17 protein-coding genes and 1 pseudogene are annotated in these 17,976 nt (G+C 35.5%); all 18 read right to left on the reverse strand.

All coding sequences use genetic code 11. The annotated features are described in order from the left end of the window. Positions 1-46 precede the first annotated feature (46 nt). Positions 47-952 carry a magnesium transporter CorA family protein gene (locus tag OMU_RS16590; protein ID WP_016181021.1) on the reverse strand — a complete coding sequence of 302 codons (906 nt, stop codon included), beginning with the start codon at positions 950-952 and terminating at the stop codon, positions 47-49. Between the two features lie 505 nt (positions 953-1,457). Next, the gene (locus OMU_RS16595; RefSeq protein ID WP_225844239.1) at positions 1,458-1,778 is read right to left on the reverse strand and encodes a hypothetical protein; all 321 of its coding nucleotides are present in this window, start codon (positions 1,776-1,778) and stop codon (positions 1,458-1,460) included. A 45-nt stretch (positions 1,779-1,823) separates the two neighbouring features. Next, positions 1,824-2,423, reverse strand: coding sequence for an alpha/beta hydrolase (locus tag OMU_RS16600; RefSeq protein WP_016181023.1), 600 nt, complete (start codon positions 2,421-2,423; stop codon positions 1,824-1,826). A 160-nt stretch (positions 2,424-2,583) separates the two neighbouring features. Next, the gene (locus OMU_RS16605) at positions 2,584-3,162 is read right to left on the reverse strand and encodes a VanZ family protein (protein WP_016181024.1); all 579 of its coding nucleotides are present in this window, start codon (positions 3,160-3,162) and stop codon (positions 2,584-2,586) included. A gap of 204 nt (positions 3,163-3,366) precedes the next feature. Further along, positions 3,367-4,131 carry a tyrosine-protein phosphatase gene (locus tag OMU_RS16610; protein ID WP_016181025.1) on the reverse strand — a complete coding sequence of 255 codons (765 nt, stop codon included), beginning with the start codon at positions 4,129-4,131 and terminating at the stop codon, positions 3,367-3,369. 7 nt (positions 4,132-4,138) lie between these two features. Beyond that, complete coding sequence (locus OMU_RS16615) at positions 4,139-4,888, reverse strand: CpsD/CapB family tyrosine-protein kinase (protein ID WP_016181026.1); 750 nt, start codon at positions 4,886-4,888, stop codon at positions 4,139-4,141. Between the two features lie 37 nt (positions 4,889-4,925). Then, complete coding sequence (locus OMU_RS16620; RefSeq protein WP_016181027.1) at positions 4,926-5,711, reverse strand: YveK family protein; 786 nt, start codon at positions 5,709-5,711, stop codon at positions 4,926-4,928. 14 nt (positions 5,712-5,725) lie between these two features. Next, positions 5,726-6,571: a hypothetical protein gene (locus OMU_RS16625; RefSeq protein ID WP_016181028.1), complete on the reverse strand. Its 846-nt coding sequence runs from the start codon at positions 6,569-6,571 to the stop codon at positions 5,726-5,728. 48 nt (positions 6,572-6,619) lie between these two features. Then, positions 6,620-7,270 (reverse strand): annotated as a pseudogene (locus OMU_RS16630) (class D sortase). A gap of 25 nt (positions 7,271-7,295) precedes the next feature. After that, entirely contained in the window at positions 7,296-7,889 is a 594-nt protein-coding gene (locus OMU_RS16635; RefSeq protein ID WP_016181030.1) for a hypothetical protein, read from the reverse strand. A 402-nt stretch (positions 7,890-8,291) separates the two neighbouring features. Next, positions 8,292-9,245 (reverse strand): LCP family glycopolymer transferase, encoded by a 954-nt coding sequence (locus OMU_RS16640; RefSeq protein ID WP_016181031.1) that lies wholly within the window; start codon positions 9,243-9,245, stop codon positions 8,292-8,294. 39 nt (positions 9,246-9,284) lie between these two features. Further along, entirely contained in the window at positions 9,285-10,262 is a 978-nt protein-coding gene (locus tag OMU_RS16645) for an acyltransferase (protein ID WP_016181032.1), read from the reverse strand. Positions 10,263-10,359: 97 nt separating this feature from the next. Then, complete coding sequence (locus OMU_RS16650) at positions 10,360-11,190, reverse strand: SDR family NAD(P)-dependent oxidoreductase (protein ID WP_016181033.1); 831 nt, start codon at positions 11,188-11,190, stop codon at positions 10,360-10,362. 9 nt (positions 11,191-11,199) lie between these two features. Further along, a complete protein-coding gene (locus tag OMU_RS16655; RefSeq protein WP_016181034.1) occupies positions 11,200-12,990 on the reverse strand; it encodes a thiamine pyrophosphate-binding protein in 1,791 nt (596 codons plus the stop codon). A gap of 23 nt (positions 12,991-13,013) precedes the next feature. Next, positions 13,014-14,528, reverse strand: coding sequence for a lipopolysaccharide biosynthesis protein (locus tag OMU_RS16660; protein WP_016181035.1), 1,515 nt, complete (start codon positions 14,526-14,528; stop codon positions 13,014-13,016). After that, complete coding sequence (locus OMU_RS16665) at positions 14,521-15,648, reverse strand: polysaccharide pyruvyl transferase family protein (RefSeq protein WP_016181036.1); 1,128 nt, start codon at positions 15,646-15,648, stop codon at positions 14,521-14,523. Before OMU_RS16665 ends, OMU_RS16660 begins: the two co-directional genes overlap by 8 nt. Next, positions 15,608-16,867: a hypothetical protein gene (locus OMU_RS16670; RefSeq protein WP_016181037.1), complete on the reverse strand. Its 1,260-nt coding sequence runs from the start codon at positions 16,865-16,867 to the stop codon at positions 15,608-15,610. The genes OMU_RS16665 and OMU_RS16670 overlap by 41 nt, the downstream gene beginning before the upstream one ends. Further along, on the reverse strand, positions 16,864-17,952 hold the full coding sequence (locus OMU_RS16675; RefSeq protein WP_016181038.1) for a glycosyltransferase family 4 protein: 1,089 nt from the start codon (positions 17,950-17,952) through the stop codon (positions 16,864-16,866). Before OMU_RS16675 ends, OMU_RS16670 begins: the two co-directional genes overlap by 4 nt. Positions 17,953-17,976: the final 24 nt, after the last annotated feature.

The raw sequence follows: 17,976 nt of genomic DNA on the forward strand, positions 1-17,976 counted from the left end.
TCCTGTTTTATTAAGTTGTTAAATTCGAGTCTATGTCACTTTAGAATTATTTCATCAGTTTCCGCAGAACATACGATAATCCAAACCACAAGAAGAGACTAACGATGATCGTAATAATCCAGCCAAAAGCATTGTGCTCCAATGGTAGCGGCATGTTCATTCCGAAAAAGCCCGAGACGATCGTAGGAATCGTCAAAAGAACCGAAAGAACAGTCAAAATACGCATCGTATCATTCAAGTTATTATTCAAAACATTGTTATAAGTGCCTGAAAGCTGCTGTAAAATCTGCGATGACAGCTTCGTCATCTCCACTAATTGCTGCGCTTCAATCAGGACATCATCTAAACGTTCCTTTTCCTGATCACTTAAGCGACGATAGATACCATGGCTTTTGATTTGTTGCACTAATAGCACATTTTGCCGCGAAGCCGTTACAAAATAAACAATTCCAGTTTCTAAATCGGATAGCAGCAGCAAATTTTGCTTCGTCGTTTTTTCCTTTAACAAATTACTAATACGTTTGCGATCGCGATCCATTCCTTCGACAAATGGGAAATACTGCTCCGAGATAATGAAGAGACTGCCAAATAGCAGCTCAAACAGCGTGCTCTCGGGATTTTTTTCTAAATAATTTTTAATTTCAAAGTACAAATATTTCGTTTGCTGATTGGTCACTGTAATTAGTGTTCGATTTACAACGATAAAAGTCATCGGTACTGTCTCATAATGATTGTCGATCTTGCGCCGATTCGGTGCGTTAAAAATCAGCAACAGGACATCCGTTGCTTTATCATAATCTAAATGAGCACGTTCGTTGCGGTCTAAGGAATAATCCACAAATTCACGATCAATTCCATAATCCCGATAAAGATTCTTTAGTTCGTCTGTATTTTCCGCATCAATGTTGATCCAGCTGTTCATCTTATTATTGAAAACTTCTTTTGTATACATAGGCCTGTCTCCTAGCTATCGTTCATTCCGTCTGCATTCTATCATAGAATATGTGGATATACTAACAGAGTTTATAGTGGTTTTAGCGATGGGATCAAAATTAATTTTGGTGTTTCTAGGTGAGGAGTTCTATCAATATCTAAAAAAACAGTTTTGGTTCAAGTACAATAACATCATTCTGAAAAAAACTCGAGAATATTTTTCTTAGCTCCATCAAGGAAATCTTACATAACTTTTTAATCAGTTCCATCTAGTTATCCACTTGTGGATTATGTGGAAAATGTGGAAAATCCCGATACTTTCCCAACGAATTCCACAGAAACGAGCCGTGCTCCAAGTTATCAACAAAAGAAAATCGACAAACTACTACGATTGCTATGAATGGAGAATTTCCGGCTTAAAACAATGATTAGCATCCTACTTATCCCTTTCAACTCCACGTGTGGTAAAGATCTTTTGTGTACAAAAAATAAAAGGCGAAAGATGCGCATTCATCTTCCACCTCTTATTTATGACTATCTACGTGCATAAAGCCCCAGTTTGTCGGCATATAGTAACCATCTACAGCCATGTTTTTCAAATCGCTGGAGACTAGCTGTCCTGTAATGTAGTATATCCTTTTTGCTTTACGTTCAGCCTCACCGAGTTTTGCCAACAGACCATTTAAGTCGTATTCAGGCATCAAAAAATAATGAAAATTGAAGCCCTTCAAGCGTTCATGTGTGATCGCTCCTTCAAAGGTCAATAATTTTTGTAATTCTTCATCACTGAAGGCCAAGTCTGTCGATTTTATGGTCAAGCCCTTGTATTCAAATGAATCTGCCATTGCGCCACCCCTTCGATTCATTTTACCACATCCGAAAAAGTGTCACTACCCTTTCAGCCATTCGCGAGCGTTTTGAAGTTCGTCCATCGAGATTTGATGACCGTGGGGTGTCTCAATAACGGTGATATCTGCATCGCGATCGCGAAAGGCCGCGACTAATTTCGCAAAAGAAGCATCGCTAACGATTGGATCATTGTCTCCGCCATAAGAAATCCAAATCTTTTTATCGATTAAAGGAAATGGTTGGGTGTGGACCTCTAATGACATTGGATGGAAAAAGACACCTTTGTTTAGCATCGTTTCACGTTCCAGCAATAGATGCGCTGCGATATTTGCCCCATTTGAGTAACCGACTAATATCCATTCCTCCAAGGGGATTGCTTTTTCTTCGCTGATCTCCTTGATCACTTCCAATAGGTTATCTGTTTCCTTTTCTAAACTTTCAAAATCAAATTGATTCAGTCCATTGCGTTTGAAGAAACGATTCATGCCATCCTCTATGATCTTGCCGCGGAAGGATAAGATCGTACTATCGGCATCTAAGTATTTGGCCAATTCAATTAACGATGTTTCATCGCCGCCCGTTCCATGAAGCAAAATAAACTTTTTTCCCTCTGGTCTTCCTGCTTGATAAAGATATTCCATCTTCACACACCTCACTTACTAATTGTAAGTTAACATGAATATAAACGCTAGACAACTATTTTGATTGAAATTACCAGAGCATCCCAGCGCAATCAATTTTTTCCACAAAAAAATACCCATCAGACAAATCTGACAGGTGGTTTTCCTATTGCTATTAACATTAAATTCGTACTAAATTATTCATTCGTTTCTTTATTAAGGTAGAAATGAAATATCCCAGCATACATCCAGCAAAATTCGTAAAGATATCCCAAATATCAAACGTACCAATATAGAAAACATATTGAATCGTCTCAATCCCAATAATCGTAATCAAGGCAATTAACGCTGCCTCCACCGGCTTCGCTCGCAGTCCGTACAGACAACCTAAAGGGATAAAGTAAGCAGTATTCAAAATCAGTTCAATGATCTGCTGTCCATTGTTTAAATACAGCTCAAAGGGATTCAAGTTAAACGAGTGATACGCCCGCGCCTTCGTGAAGAGCATGATAAACAGCAATAAAAAGTAGCAGCTATAAAAAAGATACAAATATATGTTCCATAGCTTGCGCTGCTCCCACTGCCAATAGAACAGCCATAAACTCAAAAAGATGAACAGCCACAGAGCTTCATCCGTATATTCAAATCGCTGCGCCATCCTGTCCAAGCGGGGATAATTCTGCAAGGTTGGCATGACCAGATAGTAAATCATTCCATAGCTTGCCACAAAAGATACGATACCTGCGATGATTTTCTTCATACAATCCCCTCCTCAATCACTTTATCTGTGAATCCTTAACGTGATTCCTATAGCAACTAATTATAGCGAAACTTCTCAAAAGCTTCATTAAAAAGGGAGAGGTCACAAGAAAAGCTTAAAGAAAGGTATTAAAAAAAGACTGTGATGTACTTTTATCAATCACAGTCTCAATTTCTCAATACTATCGAGTTGGGATAATTCCAGTTAAAAAAGCTTGAACCGTCTTTCCTTTATCGCTTGATACTTCGGCCGCATGACTGGATCACCATTCACCAAATCCCTAGCCATTTGCTGCATGTCCGCTACCATCTTTTTCCCGCCGACTTTTTGAATCACCTTGTAGGCTTCCTTCATGTAAAAGTTCCGATGCCGCAAACTGTGGGCATCAGAAGCAACCATATACAGCATCTGGTGCTCCAGCATTTGTTTAGCCGTTCGCTGGATCTCATCTCCGAAGACACCTACGATACTTGGGGCCGTCAGTTGTGTCAGCACACCCATTTCAAGAAATGGCAGCAAGCGATTGGGTTCTCTGCGAAAAACGGTGTTCCTTTCAGGATGAACAATTACCGGAACATGCCCTTGCTTCAACAAATGATAAAAGACTTCCTCTGCATATAACGGAACCTCATTTGTCGGCAGTTCCACCAATAAATAGGTATCATCTAAATCCGTAAACAAGAGCTCTCCACGCTCGATTTCCATCAAGAGGTATTCCGTTAACCGAACTTCTTGCCCTTCCAGCAAGGTCAGCTTCAATCCCCGCTGGTCAATTTCTTTTTGTAAAGCTTCCACCTGTTGAATGATCTTGTCTGCTGGATTGTGATACTTTCCGTTGTTGTGATGGGGCGTACACATCAGATGAGTGATTCCCTGACTAATCGCCTTGCGAATCATTTCCAGACTATCCTCTAGATTTTGCGCGCCATCATCCACCCCAGGCAAGACGTGACTATGTAGATCGATCATTTATTGCTCACTTAGTTCCTTCCGCACCGTAATAATAGTAGGAGTCGTCGCCTTGTTTCTTCCCGTTGTAAATGACCCCGATGATTTTCGCCTGAACCATATCCAGCATTTTTTTCGCTTCTATCACGGCTTGCTTCTTGGTCGCCCGTTCCCGAATCACTAGGATCGTCCCGTCCACGTAAGCAGATAGAATTTGCGCGTCTGTTACTGTCACCACCGGCGGCATATCAAAAATCACTAAGTCAAAGGATTCCTCCAACACATCTACCAATTCCTGCATCTTTTTCGATCGTAGCAGTTCAGAAGGATTCGGCGGCATCGGACCGCTTGGCATGATATACAAATTCTCCGTGCTAGTTTCAATTAACCGATTATCAAGTGCCGTGCTACCTTGTGTCAGATACGTGCTCTCTTTACGAAAGCTGCCGCTGGAGGAATTTCCTTCCGTTAAATAATTGCTCAACCCATTCACATTAGGAACCTTGAAGCTCAACGCCACACTCGGCCGTCGCAAGTCCGCATCCACCAGCAGCACACGACTTCCTGTATTCGCAAACACAATCGCTAAATTAGCCGCTGTCGTCGATTTTCCTTCTGAAGGTCCTGATGAAGTAACAACCAACGATTTAATTTTTTTGTCCGCTGAAGAAAATTCAATATTTGTACGAATTTTTCGGTATTGTTCTGCTGCTGTAGAAAAAGGGTTGATTGAAGCAATTAAATCAACTGGATTGACCATCTGTTTTCTTTTCGCCATCTACTTATCTTCTCCTAGTTCTCAATAATATCGTTTCCTACACACGCTTACGTTTGCGTGTATTGACTGTCCGAGCACCCATTCGCTGAGTCTCCTCCGGCGTTTTTACAATCACGCCACGATTTTCGAACAGATCCTTTTTACTTATTTCAGATACCTGACCTAGAATTGGCAAACCTAATGATTCAGCAATAAACCGATCATCTTTAACCGTTTTATCGAACAATTCAATTAAGAATGCTAATCCGACACCAAGCATCATCCCTACGACTGCACCGATCAGTAGATTCAGTTTGTTATTAGGAAAGATCGCTTTTGATGGAACGACGCCCTTTGAAGTGATCGTCACCTTGCTGACCTCCAACACATCCTCCGCTTTTTGTTTAAATATTTCCGCGGTCACATTAGCGATCGTTGCTGCCTTCCGCGGTTCCGGAGATTTCGCGATAATACGGAACATTTGAGAATTTTGCGCCTGCTCCACTTCAATGATCTCCTTCAACTCGTTATTACTATAGGTATATTGATATTCCTTTTGCAGCTCCTTTTGAACCGCATCGATAACGATATCTCCTTTGATCATATCTTTATATGTATTGATTAACAGCACATTGCCATTGATATCATTTTGCAAATTGGTCGCTGTTCCCTCGGCCTGCTTATTTTGCACGATCAGCTGCGCCGCTGAATCATAAATCGGAGTGAGCATGAAAAAGGTGACCCCAGCCGCCAGTCCAATCCCCGCGATCGTGGTCATGATGATCAATAATGCCTTCTTCTTTAAAATTTGAATTAATTCTACTAAGCTGATTGTCTCTTCCATCACTTTTCCCCTCACTAACGAACCTTAAGTATTTTCTTACGACGAAACCGTTCACTGATAAGCACCAGTAGAATCGCCAGAACCGTTGAACCCAGTCCCGCAAAAACAAAACTCAGATCAAACGCCGTAATATATTGCGTCACAAAACGATACAAGCCTTCAGACATAATCCCTAAACGATTAATCACACCGCTAAAATAAATCGCTGCTGGCAAGACGATTAACATCAGCCCCGCGCCAAAAAAGACAATACTGCTCCAGCGCATACGTTGATGCTTCATTTTGACCATCATGATTAATCCTAGAAAAATAAACAATGCAGCGACTGCCACCAAAATCAAAATCAGATTTAACGAAGAACGAAAGCTCATGACCTTCTTCCCGTACTCCAGTAAATATGGAATCTCAATATAGGAAGAATAATTCTTAGTTGCACTCTCTGCTAAACTATTCAAATTCGTGTGTGTCGCGTCATCAATCGTGTAATTCTTCTGTTTTGCATACAGATCGACATTTTTGAGAATATTTTCTTTAATCAGATTCTCCCCTTGAAGCTCAAAAGGAATTTCCTGATAAATACTTCGAATATAATTCTCAACATTTGACGAAACCATCTCTTTAGGAACAACATCTGCCAAGACTTCAGGAGGAATATTACTACCCCGCCCTAAGTCTTGAATACTTTCTGTCATATCCTTGCAAATCGTCTCAACGTACCCCGTCCGGCGAACCTGTTGGATCATAAAATCCTGATTGAACAACGTCATGCGGATACACACCAAAGCCAACGTCGCAAAAAGAAGCAAGGACCCGATAAAGGCCAAAATCCATCGGGGAATAGTTCGTCTCATATGATTCATTGTCGTTGCTTCCTCCTTATTCTGCGATCGTTTTTTTGATAATTACCATTACTCATTGCCATTGATCATCGGCCCAGAGACAAATTCTCCGATGGCAAATAACCGTTCATTGGTTAATCCCAAGCTATCAATTGGATAACAGGTATAAAGAATCACTCGCCGATCATTGCGCTGATAGATCATGTCATTGATTTCTTTATCCTTCTTATCTCATACTTCAATTTGATTGATGCGATAGACATAATTTCCATAGGTTGTTTGGAGTGTAATCTCATCGCCAACCTGTGCCGCACCCAACTTGCCAAAGTCATCGACATTGTGTCCGCCGATCAACGATGTTCCCAATTCCCCAGGATAAACAGAACCCATAAATTGCCCCGCACCTTCACGCAAAATTTCTTCGGTATCTCCAAAATATAAAGGAACATTCAATTGCAGTTTTTCTATCTTCACTTTCCCATAAAGCTGCCCGCCTACCGGATAATCAATCTTACTCGATGGCAGTTCATTTCTCGCATTCGTTGCGATCTTTTTATTGTCCACAGCCGTAAATGACTGTTTCGTAGTCTCAAAGTTAGGAGTGTCCGTTAATAAAAACAGTTGGATAGAAGAAGTCACAAATTGTATGACAGGTTTTCCTATTACATAAATCAAAGAATAGCCGATAACCAGAAAGATGATTGGAGCGACTAAAGTCACTCCAACCCTCTTCAAGCTTGAAGACCTAGGCAAACTTTTTACGTCCTACTACAAATGCACCTGCTGCAACGAGTAGTAAACTTGCGAAGGAAATCGCGCTAGACAAATAGGTCACGCCTGTCTGCTTCACAGCACCACCTGATGTGTAAACAGTGCTACCTGAACTTGTTGAACCGGCTGAACCAGAGCCCGGCTGAGTAATAGAATAGCCTCCAGGGTAGAAGGTAATTGTCAGCCCAAGGGTATTCGCCGCTTTGGTGATCATATCCTTCAATTGGTTCTTAGTGTTCAGCGGCAACGCCTTAATCAATGCTTCGATCGAATGGATGTTTGATACATCAAGACCTGACGCTTCAACTAAAGCACGAGCACTCTGAATCTGTTCAACCACCACATTCACCTTATCCGCAGACACATCATTCTGCTTCAAAAAGTTTTCTGCTTGCGCACGTTCAGATGCGCCAATATTGAACGTCTTTCCGCCCACAGTTACACCTTTGTCCAGTTCCGACAAAATTCTTTGCTCATCCGCAGTAATCGCACCATCCGCTTGAGCACTAGGCCCCACAAATAAAATCACCGCAATGAGTGCAATGAACCCACTTACAATTTTCTTCATCTACATACCTCCTTTACTAAAAAATGACAAACAAAAAATCATCAAAAATAATATTTTGATGATTTAAGTATACTTTTTATTAAACAAAAAGACAATATTTTTCATATTTTCGTTTTACCGATATAAAATAATAGACAAATTAATTCTTTGTTAACGAAAACAAATAAAAACTATTTATATCTTATTAATCATTAGTTGCTTCATAATCTCTTTCGAAAAATCCAAAAAAAATAAGTTTCCCCGTCAAATATTTCTATTGCAAATAGTTCTTTATTATCAAACAAAAAATTCATGATTATGACTAAAAAATTATCAGCTGTGCTGCAATCGAGTAGCAATCAATTAAAAAAATCCAAAACAGAATATTCGATGATATTCTTATCTTGGATTTTTCTATCAACTTTATTTTAATTGCGCCTTCAATTCATCCTGCACGCGCTTCAACTCAGTCGGATCGATTCGTTGATAAGAAACTCCATCTTGCATAAAGCCTTCACCCTTCATTTGATCCGATTTAATATTGCCAAACGCCCCACGATAGTCACCCATCAATGTCCGCATATCCGTAAAGCTCAAGTCCGTCTTCACATTTTCACCCATCGTTGTTAAGATCGATTGGTAATTCGTCAAGCCATTTGTACTTAACACCTTCTTCGAGACGCCTGTAATAATCTGGCGCTGCCGTTCCTGACGACCATAGTCTCCATTCGGATCATCATAACGCATCCGCGAATACTTCAAGGCCAGCTCACCATCAAGCTCCTGAGACCCCTTCGGAAAAGTCGTTCCCTCATACGTAAACTCAAAAGGATTATTAACCTCAATCCCGCCAACCGCATCAACTAAAGCCTCAATGCCTTCCATATTAATCGTGATATAGTGATTAATCGGAATATCCACTAACTTCTCTACCGTATCCATCGACATCGCAGCTCCGCCAAAGGCATACGCATGATTAATCTTATCTTCCGTATTATGGCCAACAATCTCCGCATACGTATCCCGAGGCAAACTTACTAATAAAGACTCATTCGTTGACGGATTCACCGTCGCCACCATCATCGTATCCGAGCGACCTTGCTCGGTACGACCGAGCGCGCCCGTGTCCACTCCTAGAAGTAACACACTGAACGGTTCCTGTTCAGATAAATTCACCTGACGCTTTTCAGAACCGCTACGCTTCACCGTCTCATAGGCATCATCCGCTGTAGACTTCACATCATAATACATTTTTGCACCAACACCAACGATTACGAGGATGATCGCTAGTAAGATTCCTAGTAATGTTAAGAAAATCTTTTTTGATCTGCTTGCTCTTTTGACGCCTTCACGCCTACGCTTTTTCTTTTCTGTCATTTGATCAACCCTCTTTTTTTAATTACCTATAATAAAAAATTATTTTAGTCCTTTTATATATTCTATAAACTTATCGCGGTAGCCATCATAAATTACTGAAAAAGCAAGTGATAATCCAACAGTTAAGAGCGCTACTATCACTAAAACGAAAAAATTAGTAGTGTTTACTTTCACTTTTTCTAGTACAAGAAAAAGTACCTTTAAAAAAAGGAGGTGAACGTAATATATAGTTAACGAATGTTTATCAAGCGTTCTAAAAAAACTCAACGGTTTAGATAACCTCATAAGAAACACACTCATTATTCCGATCGAATAGAAAATCATTGTGGGTCTTATTGTACTAGTTATTAAATTTATGGGTCTTTCACTAAATTCAAAAAAAAGTCCTGCTGAAAACAAAATGGCTATTGTCCCAATCAAAAATATAAAAGTACTTTTTCTTTTAATTGTCATTAATAGATTATGATTATTCGCTAAGTATATTCCAAAATTAAAATAGAAAAGCCAATTCCAAATAGTATAAGTTTCAAAATTGTATCCACTCTGATACATTATTTGGCAACTCACTGTTATAACAAAAAAAATTAGCAAACCAATTTTCCTAACTGCTATTCTTCTTATAAAAGGGAACAGTAAATAAAATTGAATTAGGACAATTACAAAATATAATTGACCACTCGCGTTCCCAGTGATAATATCTATTAATAATTTTGAAAGAGATTTATCGTTAGAACTGAAAACAAAATAGACAATTGACCAGAATATGTACTCTGGAATTATCTTTAATCTCTTTTTGTAAAAATTTAATATATTAGTTTCTGTCATATGTTTTAAACCTAAACCAAATCCTGAGGACATGAAAAATACAGGAACCGCAAATCTAGAAACTTGATCAAAAAAAAGATTAATCCAATTATTCAGCATACTGCTACTATTAAATCTCATTGTTGTAGTATGAATAATGATAACACTTAGAATAGCCAACCCTCTGATATTTATCCATTGTTCCTTTCTCATAAAAACCCCCTAAAAACTCAAAGATTACAACTAGATTAACTAGTAAAAGTATTATTATAGATACATAGTCATTATTATTAAGTATTTCGATAAATGACTATCGATCTTCAACTTGGAATATGCCATTTCCACCAGTTAAGTGCATAACAGTTCCGACAGCATATTGACCAATGGCGGAAACCATGTAAACGGCCCATTCACCAATTTCAACAGGCGTAACCAAGCGCCCAGTAGGATTTTCAAAACTTTCTATAGAATCTGTTTCTGATAAACCTTGCATGCTTGAAAAAACTGGACCAGGAGCTATTGAATTTACTATGATGCCATAAGGAATGAGAAACTGAGCCATACCAATAGTTGCTGAATCCAAGGCTTGTTTTGAAATTTGATAAGGAGTCCAACCGGGTTTTAGACCACTTCCCGAAGATATATTCAAAATATTCCCTTTTATACCTTTTTCTATCCAAAGATTAGAGACAATTTGACTTAAAAAGAAGGTACCTTTTAAATTTGTATCTATAACCTCATCCCAAGTTTTTTCTGAAACATGTCCAAAATGCTCTTTAGTAAGGATTCCAGCACTATTAACAAGAATATCGATCTCATAATTAGCTAGTCTTAATAATTCTAGTGCATTCTCTTTCATCATTTTTACATTTGTAATATCCATTTGATAGTAGTCGCAATTATCACCAAGTCTATCAGATACACTTTTCAACTTATCTGAACTTCTTCCTATCAAATAAACTTTAGCCCCACTTTCAATAAAAGCAGTTGCAATCGCTTGACCTATTGCTCCTGTACCACCAGTAATCATAGCCGTTCTATTTTTTAATAAACTATCTTTAGATGATTCTTTGATAATCGGTATTTTCTGTTTTTGTCTCATTGATAAAAAAAAATTTTTAATTTTTTTTAAGAATTCCATCTTTTTCTCCTAGTTCTTCAAATTTCTTCTTATTTTTTTTAAGCTTTCCTTTGGCAAAATACGTTCAGAAAAATTATAAGCTTTTCCTTTCAATGAATATTCTTTATCTAAGCTAACCATCTTCTCTAGAGAATCTGATTCATCCTTTGGAGTGGTAAATACCTCCACAAGAATTGGGGTATCAGTATCAGATTCCATAAAATTTGGCAAAATATTTAAATATTCATCCTTAGATTTTGCTGAGTAATATTTAAATCCTATAGTAGTTGCCCATGCTTGAGCTAAAGATTGACCTTTGACACTCGAATTGAATTTTTGTTGAAAGTGGCCTCCAGCGGCGATAAATTGATCAGATTGCTCACCAAACTGAGATCCAATATGAGAAGAGTTTCTAAACTCTGTTCCCGTACCATTATTAATTAATAGTATTCTTATATTTTTACCTAAATGTCTATTCCCTAAACTATTTACATCATAAAAAAAGGCTAGATCTCCCAATACAACAAAATATAATTTTTTCTTATCAACTAAAGAAGCGCCCAACGTAGTCGAAAGTAATCCATCTATACCAAACCCGCCAACATTTGATTCTACTTGAATAGACAAATCCATAGGATAAAAATTCCAATTTCTCAATGAATTCAAAATACCAAAATTTATAAAAGAATTCTTTGGTATCTCGGGTATTGTTTTTTGTGCAATCCAAGAGTTAGCAAAAGGTAATTCCGGAATTGAGTTGCGTAATGATGATATATACTTCCTCCATGTTTCAAAAAAAGAAATGTTTTTAGTATCACAGTGTTCTCCAATGTAATTGCTGAAAAAAACACTTTCTTTCATTTCAAATACATAACTAAGTCTTTTAAAAGTATCTCTTAACTCACCATCTTCGGAAACTCTCCAAACAGGTCCATTACTTTTATTAAAGGTATCCATACTTGAATAGTCACCTGTAACCTCACCGAGATGAATAGTTAATGTTGGTGCGTAACTAGAAAATTTAGCATGTTTTCTAGTTAAATTTACTCCCCCTAATGAAGAATTCAGAAGATACTTTCCACTATAGCCATTTGTTCTATCCCCAAAAACTGCTCCATTGTGTTGTTCACAAAATTTATCAATCAGGTGCTCTTCCTCTTTAGTAAACTTTTTATGTCTTCCAATAAATATCCCAATTTTAGAATTTTCGGGAATCTGAGGTAATTCTTGATTATGAGAAAAAAATCTTTGAACGTAATTAACATTAGGAAGTTCTTTAGTAGTAAAAGTCGCCATATAATTAGTATTTAAATTAATATGGACAGGACCACCTCCGTGACGAGTCGTTTCTAAAAAGGCTCTATTCACCTGATGATTTACGAACCAATAGTCTTGAGAAGAATTAACGACTGGAAGATTAACAGACATCTTTACAACATCATTTGGTAATTGACTTCTGTCAATATTTTGAGGCTTCAAATTTCCTACATCCTGTAAATCGTTAAGTGATGTTAGTGCAATTATAGGAATTTTACTGTAATAAGCTTCTGTAAGACCAGGAAGATAATTTCTAGATGCAGTTGCACCTGTACATGTCAATACAACAGGTTTCCCACTTTCTCTAGCAAGTCCACAAGCCATGTAAGCAGCTGATCTTTCGTCTACAGAAGAAAAAACAGTGAAAAAAGGATCATTTTGTACACTACCAACAATTGGTATATTAGTTGTTCCTGGAGAAGCAATAATCTGGTTAATTCCATGCTTTTTTAAAAGTGCTATTACTATTTGAGCATTCTTTTCATCTGTATAATATTTCTCCACTAGTATCTCTCCTTAAAACTAAATTATCTCTTTACATAATTAATCATTTTTTTTATATTACTTAATTCAAAATCAGTAGCACTGATGCACAGATAAAGGACTATGTAAATTACAGAATAGATTAATCCTAATAAAACGAAAGTAACTATATTTATATTTCCAATAATATTAGATATCGTAAACACAATAGTTGTAGCTATGATGAAAGGAATAAAAACATTCACAATACTTTTCCAAAAAAAACCCATATCTAATCCCATTTTTTTCTGATAGTACCAATTCATAGCGATACCATTTGCACATACAGTAGCAATTATGTAACCAGAAATTGATCCTAAAATTCCAAAATTAATAACTGAAAATACAGTAATGCCAACATTGATTAAAGCAAAAATTGAATAAACAATTGATCGAAAATAGTGCCTGTTCATAGCTCTTTGTATCTCAATTCCTACATTTTGGCTAAGTGGAACTAACACTGGCAAAACCATTAATATCAAAAGATAATAAGCCTGAATATTTTCTTCTCCTGCCCAAGTTACTATAAAAAATTTACCAATAGCAATGAACCCCCCTAGAATGAAGGTCAAAAGAATTAGTTGAAGTCTACCGACTTTAATCATTAAATGTAACAATTTGTTTTTTGTAGTCCCAGAACTCACCAACTCATTAATATGAGGAACGTATACTCCAGACAGTCCCACGGATAGCATAAAAAATAAATTCTTTATTTGTGAAGCTACAGAATATACAGCTACATCTTTAGCGCCAAGAAACATTCCAACAATAAAACTAGGAACGTTATTATTTACTAAGTCAATTACTTGAGATAAAAAAATAAAAAACGAAAAAATCGAAACTTCCTTAAGAAGATCTAATGGTATTTTTTTAAAACTAAAACGCATGTTCAATTTGGTTACAGCAAAATTGATATTCATAATCAACAATATAATGGTGGTGATGGTTTGAGTAATCACAATCGCTTCAGCACCGGCTCCAAAAATTATTAGAGGAATACTGATTATTGGTACTGCAATAGTTTGAGCAACCTGCCGTCCTTGCTGAAACTTTAACTTCTCATTAGCCAGAATATTACAATCGAAAACTGTTGAAGGAAATGTGATAGCGATATTTAAAACTAATATCCCCATTAATAATTGAGTTTGTTGAACCTGTTCTTCAGTAAATGAAGCTCCAAAAAATCTTTTTGTATTTATAACCAATATCGATCCTATAATAAGACTTAACAGAGCAATTCCAACGAACAATATTAAATACATTCCATTTAAGTTATTAATAGATTTTTTGTCTTTTGCGTTTTTAAACTTCATATAAAATCTAACATATGAGCCCGAAAAACCCATAGATAGAACACTTAAACCCATAATAACAGAATTAGTCATCTGGTAAATTCCATATTCAGATTGACCTAAATATTTTAATAAAAAGGGGGTATAAAGAAAAACTATTAAGTTTTTCAATATGATATTTGTATATGAAAGCACTACTGCAAACTTGCGTTCGGAACTTTTATTCATTGCTGGTCACCCTATTGTCAAGAAAACAATCAAGATACTCTTTTGATTGTTTTCTTTCACTTGATAAAACAGAATCCGTTTCAGTAAAATCTGTATTTAATATATCATCGAAACTCAAACCCTCCCTATCTAAATTTTTAGTTAGTTTGAATTTTTCTAATAATGTTTCTAGCCTAGAATTCATATTACCCGTTCTACGTTCCAGAACTTGGAATGGCGTATTCAAAATTATCGAAAAAACAGCCCCGTGAAAAGAGTCAGTTACAACAAGCTCAGCCCTGTCAATCGCCTGAACAAATTGAATTACAGTAAGTATTTGGCTTTTTTCATCAATCGAATCTCCCATTATTGAAAGAATTTCATAATTCTTATTTTCAGCAAAATTACTTATCTCCTCTTTCTTGGCTCTATCCATTCCACGTAAAGTGTATACTAAAATAAATTTTTTTGAAGGTAACCATCTTATGTTTTCCTTAAGACTCAGTTCTCTCCATTCTTGAGAAGTTAATAGCATTGTTGGATCAATATGCACATATGCCTGTTTATTAGTCAACTCTTTTACAATCTTTTTACCTTGCCATTCTCGAACAGAAATTTTTTTCATCCCATTTAAGTTGTCTCTAAAGTAGCTTTTGTCTGCTCTTAAAATCTTTGATTTTCCGAAACTAGCAGCATACGAAAACCTTTTTTCATATGGAATAAAATCTAAAAAATAAGTCGAATCACTCATTGATGATTGATTCCAAACTTGATCGCTTCCAGTAATAAAACAATCATATTCGGAATGAATTTTTTTCAGTTCATTTTCTGACTTTATGAAACGTGTTATAATATATTTTTCAGTAAATGGAAGTAATTGAGGAGATTTCAGTGCAGACATTTCCAGAAACTCTTTACCGTATTCTCTTTGTTTGAATAGCTTTTTTATTAGACTTGGGCTTAAACAACATCTTTTAAATGCGGCGATAGTTTTTCTAAATTTATTCATTCGAGAAAACGTTATCTCCAATGTTTCTACTTCGTATCCTCTTTGTTTTAAAATTGTTTGTAACGCATAATTCTGTAACCTATTTCCATAATTAAAATTTCCCGGTAATGTTACTATTCCAATTTTCCCCATTATCTCTTTCTCCAATGTTTTTTTTTGCATCCGATAAAATTATTCCTAATAATCCAAAACCTAATACACCAGCACTAGATTTTACACTCCCACTTCCTATAGAGGCAATCAGATATGTGATGATGGTCGAAAGAGCAAGAATTCTTTGTCTACTTATCTTTAAATTCAAAGATAATTTGATAATTATTAAAAATAACGAGTAATACAATATCGCACCAATCCAACCGAACTGAGCTAACAACATTGCTAAATAATTATCATTCAAAGTAGAAAAATCCTGATTTCCATCTAAACCATACATATTTCCGTATCCTAAAGAATAATATATTGGTGAATAGTATCTAGCAGCCATCTCTGAACCGAATGAACCAAATCCCGTTCCAAGAGGAAAATTTTGATTTGCCAATCTTAGTGAATCCAACAACATAATTTTTCTTGGAGAATAGTGGTATACATCCAAAAAATAATCTTGTAGCTGAGAATATCCGGCTATTAATAACATGATGCCAATTACAGAAAACGCACCAATATTTACTTTCATCTTTAATTTTTTGAAAAGACCCATTCCTAGTAAAGCTATTGGAAATATCATTGCTTGTATTTTTGTTGTTTCAAAAATAACCAATCCACCTAATAAGATAAAAATATAATCGTTCATCTTTAATTTATTTGGTTTCAGCATAATAATAATCATTAGTGCTAAAACTAGAAATCCCGTATCTCCAGCAAAATCATATACAAACTTAAATGGACGTAACCCATACCTTTTTTCTATTAAAACCATATCATTGAGTATAAATTGTGATATCGTTCCTAGAAAGAACAAGCATGATATAAAAATTTTGGCAAAAACTTCCATTTTCTCATTAATATATTCTTTAGTATTATGAAAACTGATGCCATAATAAAAAGTAAAGGTAATCAATATTTTCATACTCATCAATATGTCTACCATTTTTGGAAATATTGTAATTTGAAACCCAGAGAAGTGATTTGATAACAACCCTATAATTGTTGTAATTATTATGACAATTACACAGTAACAGAAAAAAACATCAATATTCCCTTTATTCCTAAGAAGCATAATAAATATAAAAATTAAATAAACAATAGTTAATATTTCATCGGAATTAGATAAACTACTAAAAAAATTGGATATTACGCTTGTAATAATAGATAAGAAAAGAAAAAGTGTAGTTATAGAATTTGTTTTTATCATCTATTTGCTCCCTCGAAAATAGATACTAATTGGTCAGACATTTTATCAATAGAAAAATCTTGTAATGTTTTTTCAGCATTACTATGAATTAGTGACTTCTCTAATTCGCTCATATTCATTATTTCAGATACTTTTTTTACTAAACTTTCAACATTCTGACTTTCAAATAGAAAACCATTTACTTCATCCACTACGTAACTAGTAGGACCATAATTGTTAGCTGCAAGTAGAATAGTATTAGTAGACATTGCTTCTAGACCAACTAATCCTAAGCTTTCACTCTTTCTAAATGTAGGAAAAACGAAAATATCTAGGACGTTAAAAATATAATTTATATCTCGTTGAGATAATAAATTGTATTTTATAATTCTATCAGTTAATTTCAAATCCTTTACCTTTTTATCATATTCTGTTCTTTCAGATCCATCACCTACTATGATAAACTCTATATCAGTATCATCAATATTATTAATCATATCTAAGAAAATATTCCACCCTTTTGAAGTTTCAATCCTACCAATATAACCAATATAATGACGATCCTTTTTTAAACCCAATTTACTTATTGAAATGTCTCTGTCAATTTTGTTAAATGTTTTGGTATCTACGCCACCAGATGGAAAAACCACCACTTTATCACTCAAATCTGGATTTTTTTTAACAATTATCTCTCTGAAATACTCTGAAGGAACTATAACTTTAGTTGCTAGAGATGCTAGTCTCAATGTACACCTTACAAATATGGAATCCTTCTTACATTCGGGAACCAAATCATTTCCATGAATATTGATAATAATATTTTGTTTCTTAAAAAAATTGCTTAATATAACCGGTACCCCTGAAAGTGAAGGATAATGAATATATACATAATCATTTGTTTTGAATAAAAGCATATATAAAGATTTAAAAAAGTATATAAAATATGACCAAAATTTCAAAAATTTTCTATCTTCTTTTTCCATTACTACTTTAATTACTTCATAATCATTTTCATTTAAAATTTTTTCAGTGTTTCTAACGAATATCCCATAATGAGGATATCTCTTTGAAGGATACATATTTGATAACAGTAAAATTTTTTTCATTTCATTTCATCCTATACTTTAAAT

The organism is Enterococcus avium ATCC 14025, assembly GCF_000406965.1.
GTDB lineage: Bacteria > Bacillota > Bacilli > Lactobacillales > Enterococcaceae > Enterococcus_A > Enterococcus_A avium.

What these genes read in the sequence shown, in the direction of transcription:
- OMU_RS16595 (WP_225844239.1), bottom strand. Translation starts at nt 1,778, where the DNA reads ATGGCAGATTCATTTGAATACAAGGGCTTGACCATAAAATCGACAGAC.
- OMU_RS16635 (WP_016181030.1), bottom strand. Translation starts at nt 7,889, where the DNA reads ATGAAGAAAATTGTAAGTGGGTTCATTGCACTCATTGCGGTGATTTTA.
- OMU_RS16670 (WP_016181037.1), bottom strand. Translation starts at nt 16,867, where the DNA reads ATGATAAAAACAAATTCTATAACTACACTTTTTCTTTTCTTATCTATT.
- OMU_RS16600 (WP_016181023.1), bottom strand. Translation starts at nt 2,423, where the DNA reads ATGGAATATCTTTATCAAGCAGGAAGACCAGAGGGAAAAAAGTTTATT.
- OMU_RS16590 (WP_016181021.1), bottom strand. Translation starts at nt 952, where the DNA reads ATGTATACAAAAGAAGTTTTCAATAATAAGATGAACAGCTGGATCAAC.
- OMU_RS16660 (WP_016181035.1), bottom strand. Translation starts at nt 14,528, where the DNA reads ATGAATAAAAGTTCCGAACGCAAGTTTGCAGTAGTGCTTTCATATACA.
- OMU_RS16620 (WP_016181027.1), bottom strand. Translation starts at nt 5,711, where the DNA reads ATGGAAGAGACAATCAGCTTAGTAGAATTAATTCAAATTTTAAAGAAG.
- OMU_RS16605 (WP_016181024.1), bottom strand. Translation starts at nt 3,162, where the DNA reads ATGAAGAAAATCATCGCAGGTATCGTATCTTTTGTGGCAAGCTATGGA.
- OMU_RS16625 (WP_016181028.1), bottom strand. Translation starts at nt 6,571, where the DNA reads ATGAATCATATGAGACGAACTATTCCCCGATGGATTTTGGCCTTTATC.
- OMU_RS16645 (WP_016181032.1), bottom strand. Translation starts at nt 10,262, where the DNA reads ATGAGAAAGGAACAATGGATAAATATCAGAGGGTTGGCTATTCTAAGT.
- OMU_RS16650 (WP_016181033.1), bottom strand. Translation starts at nt 11,190, where the DNA reads ATGGAATTCTTAAAAAAAATTAAAAATTTTTTTTTATCAATGAGACAA.
- OMU_RS16675 (WP_016181038.1), bottom strand. Translation starts at nt 17,952, where the DNA reads ATGAAAAAAATTTTACTGTTATCAAATATGTATCCTTCAAAGAGATAT.
- OMU_RS16640 (WP_016181031.1), bottom strand. Translation starts at nt 9,245, where the DNA reads ATGACAGAAAAGAAAAAGCGTAGGCGTGAAGGCGTCAAAAGAGCAAGC.
- OMU_RS16615 (WP_016181026.1), bottom strand. Translation starts at nt 4,888, where the DNA reads ATGGCGAAAAGAAAACAGATGGTCAATCCAGTTGATTTAATTGCTTCA.
- OMU_RS16610 (WP_016181025.1), bottom strand. Translation starts at nt 4,131, where the DNA reads ATGATCGATCTACATAGTCACGTCTTGCCTGGGGTGGATGATGGCGCG.
- OMU_RS16665 (WP_016181036.1), bottom strand. Translation starts at nt 15,648, where the DNA reads ATGGGGAAAATTGGAATAGTAACATTACCGGGAAATTTTAATTATGGA.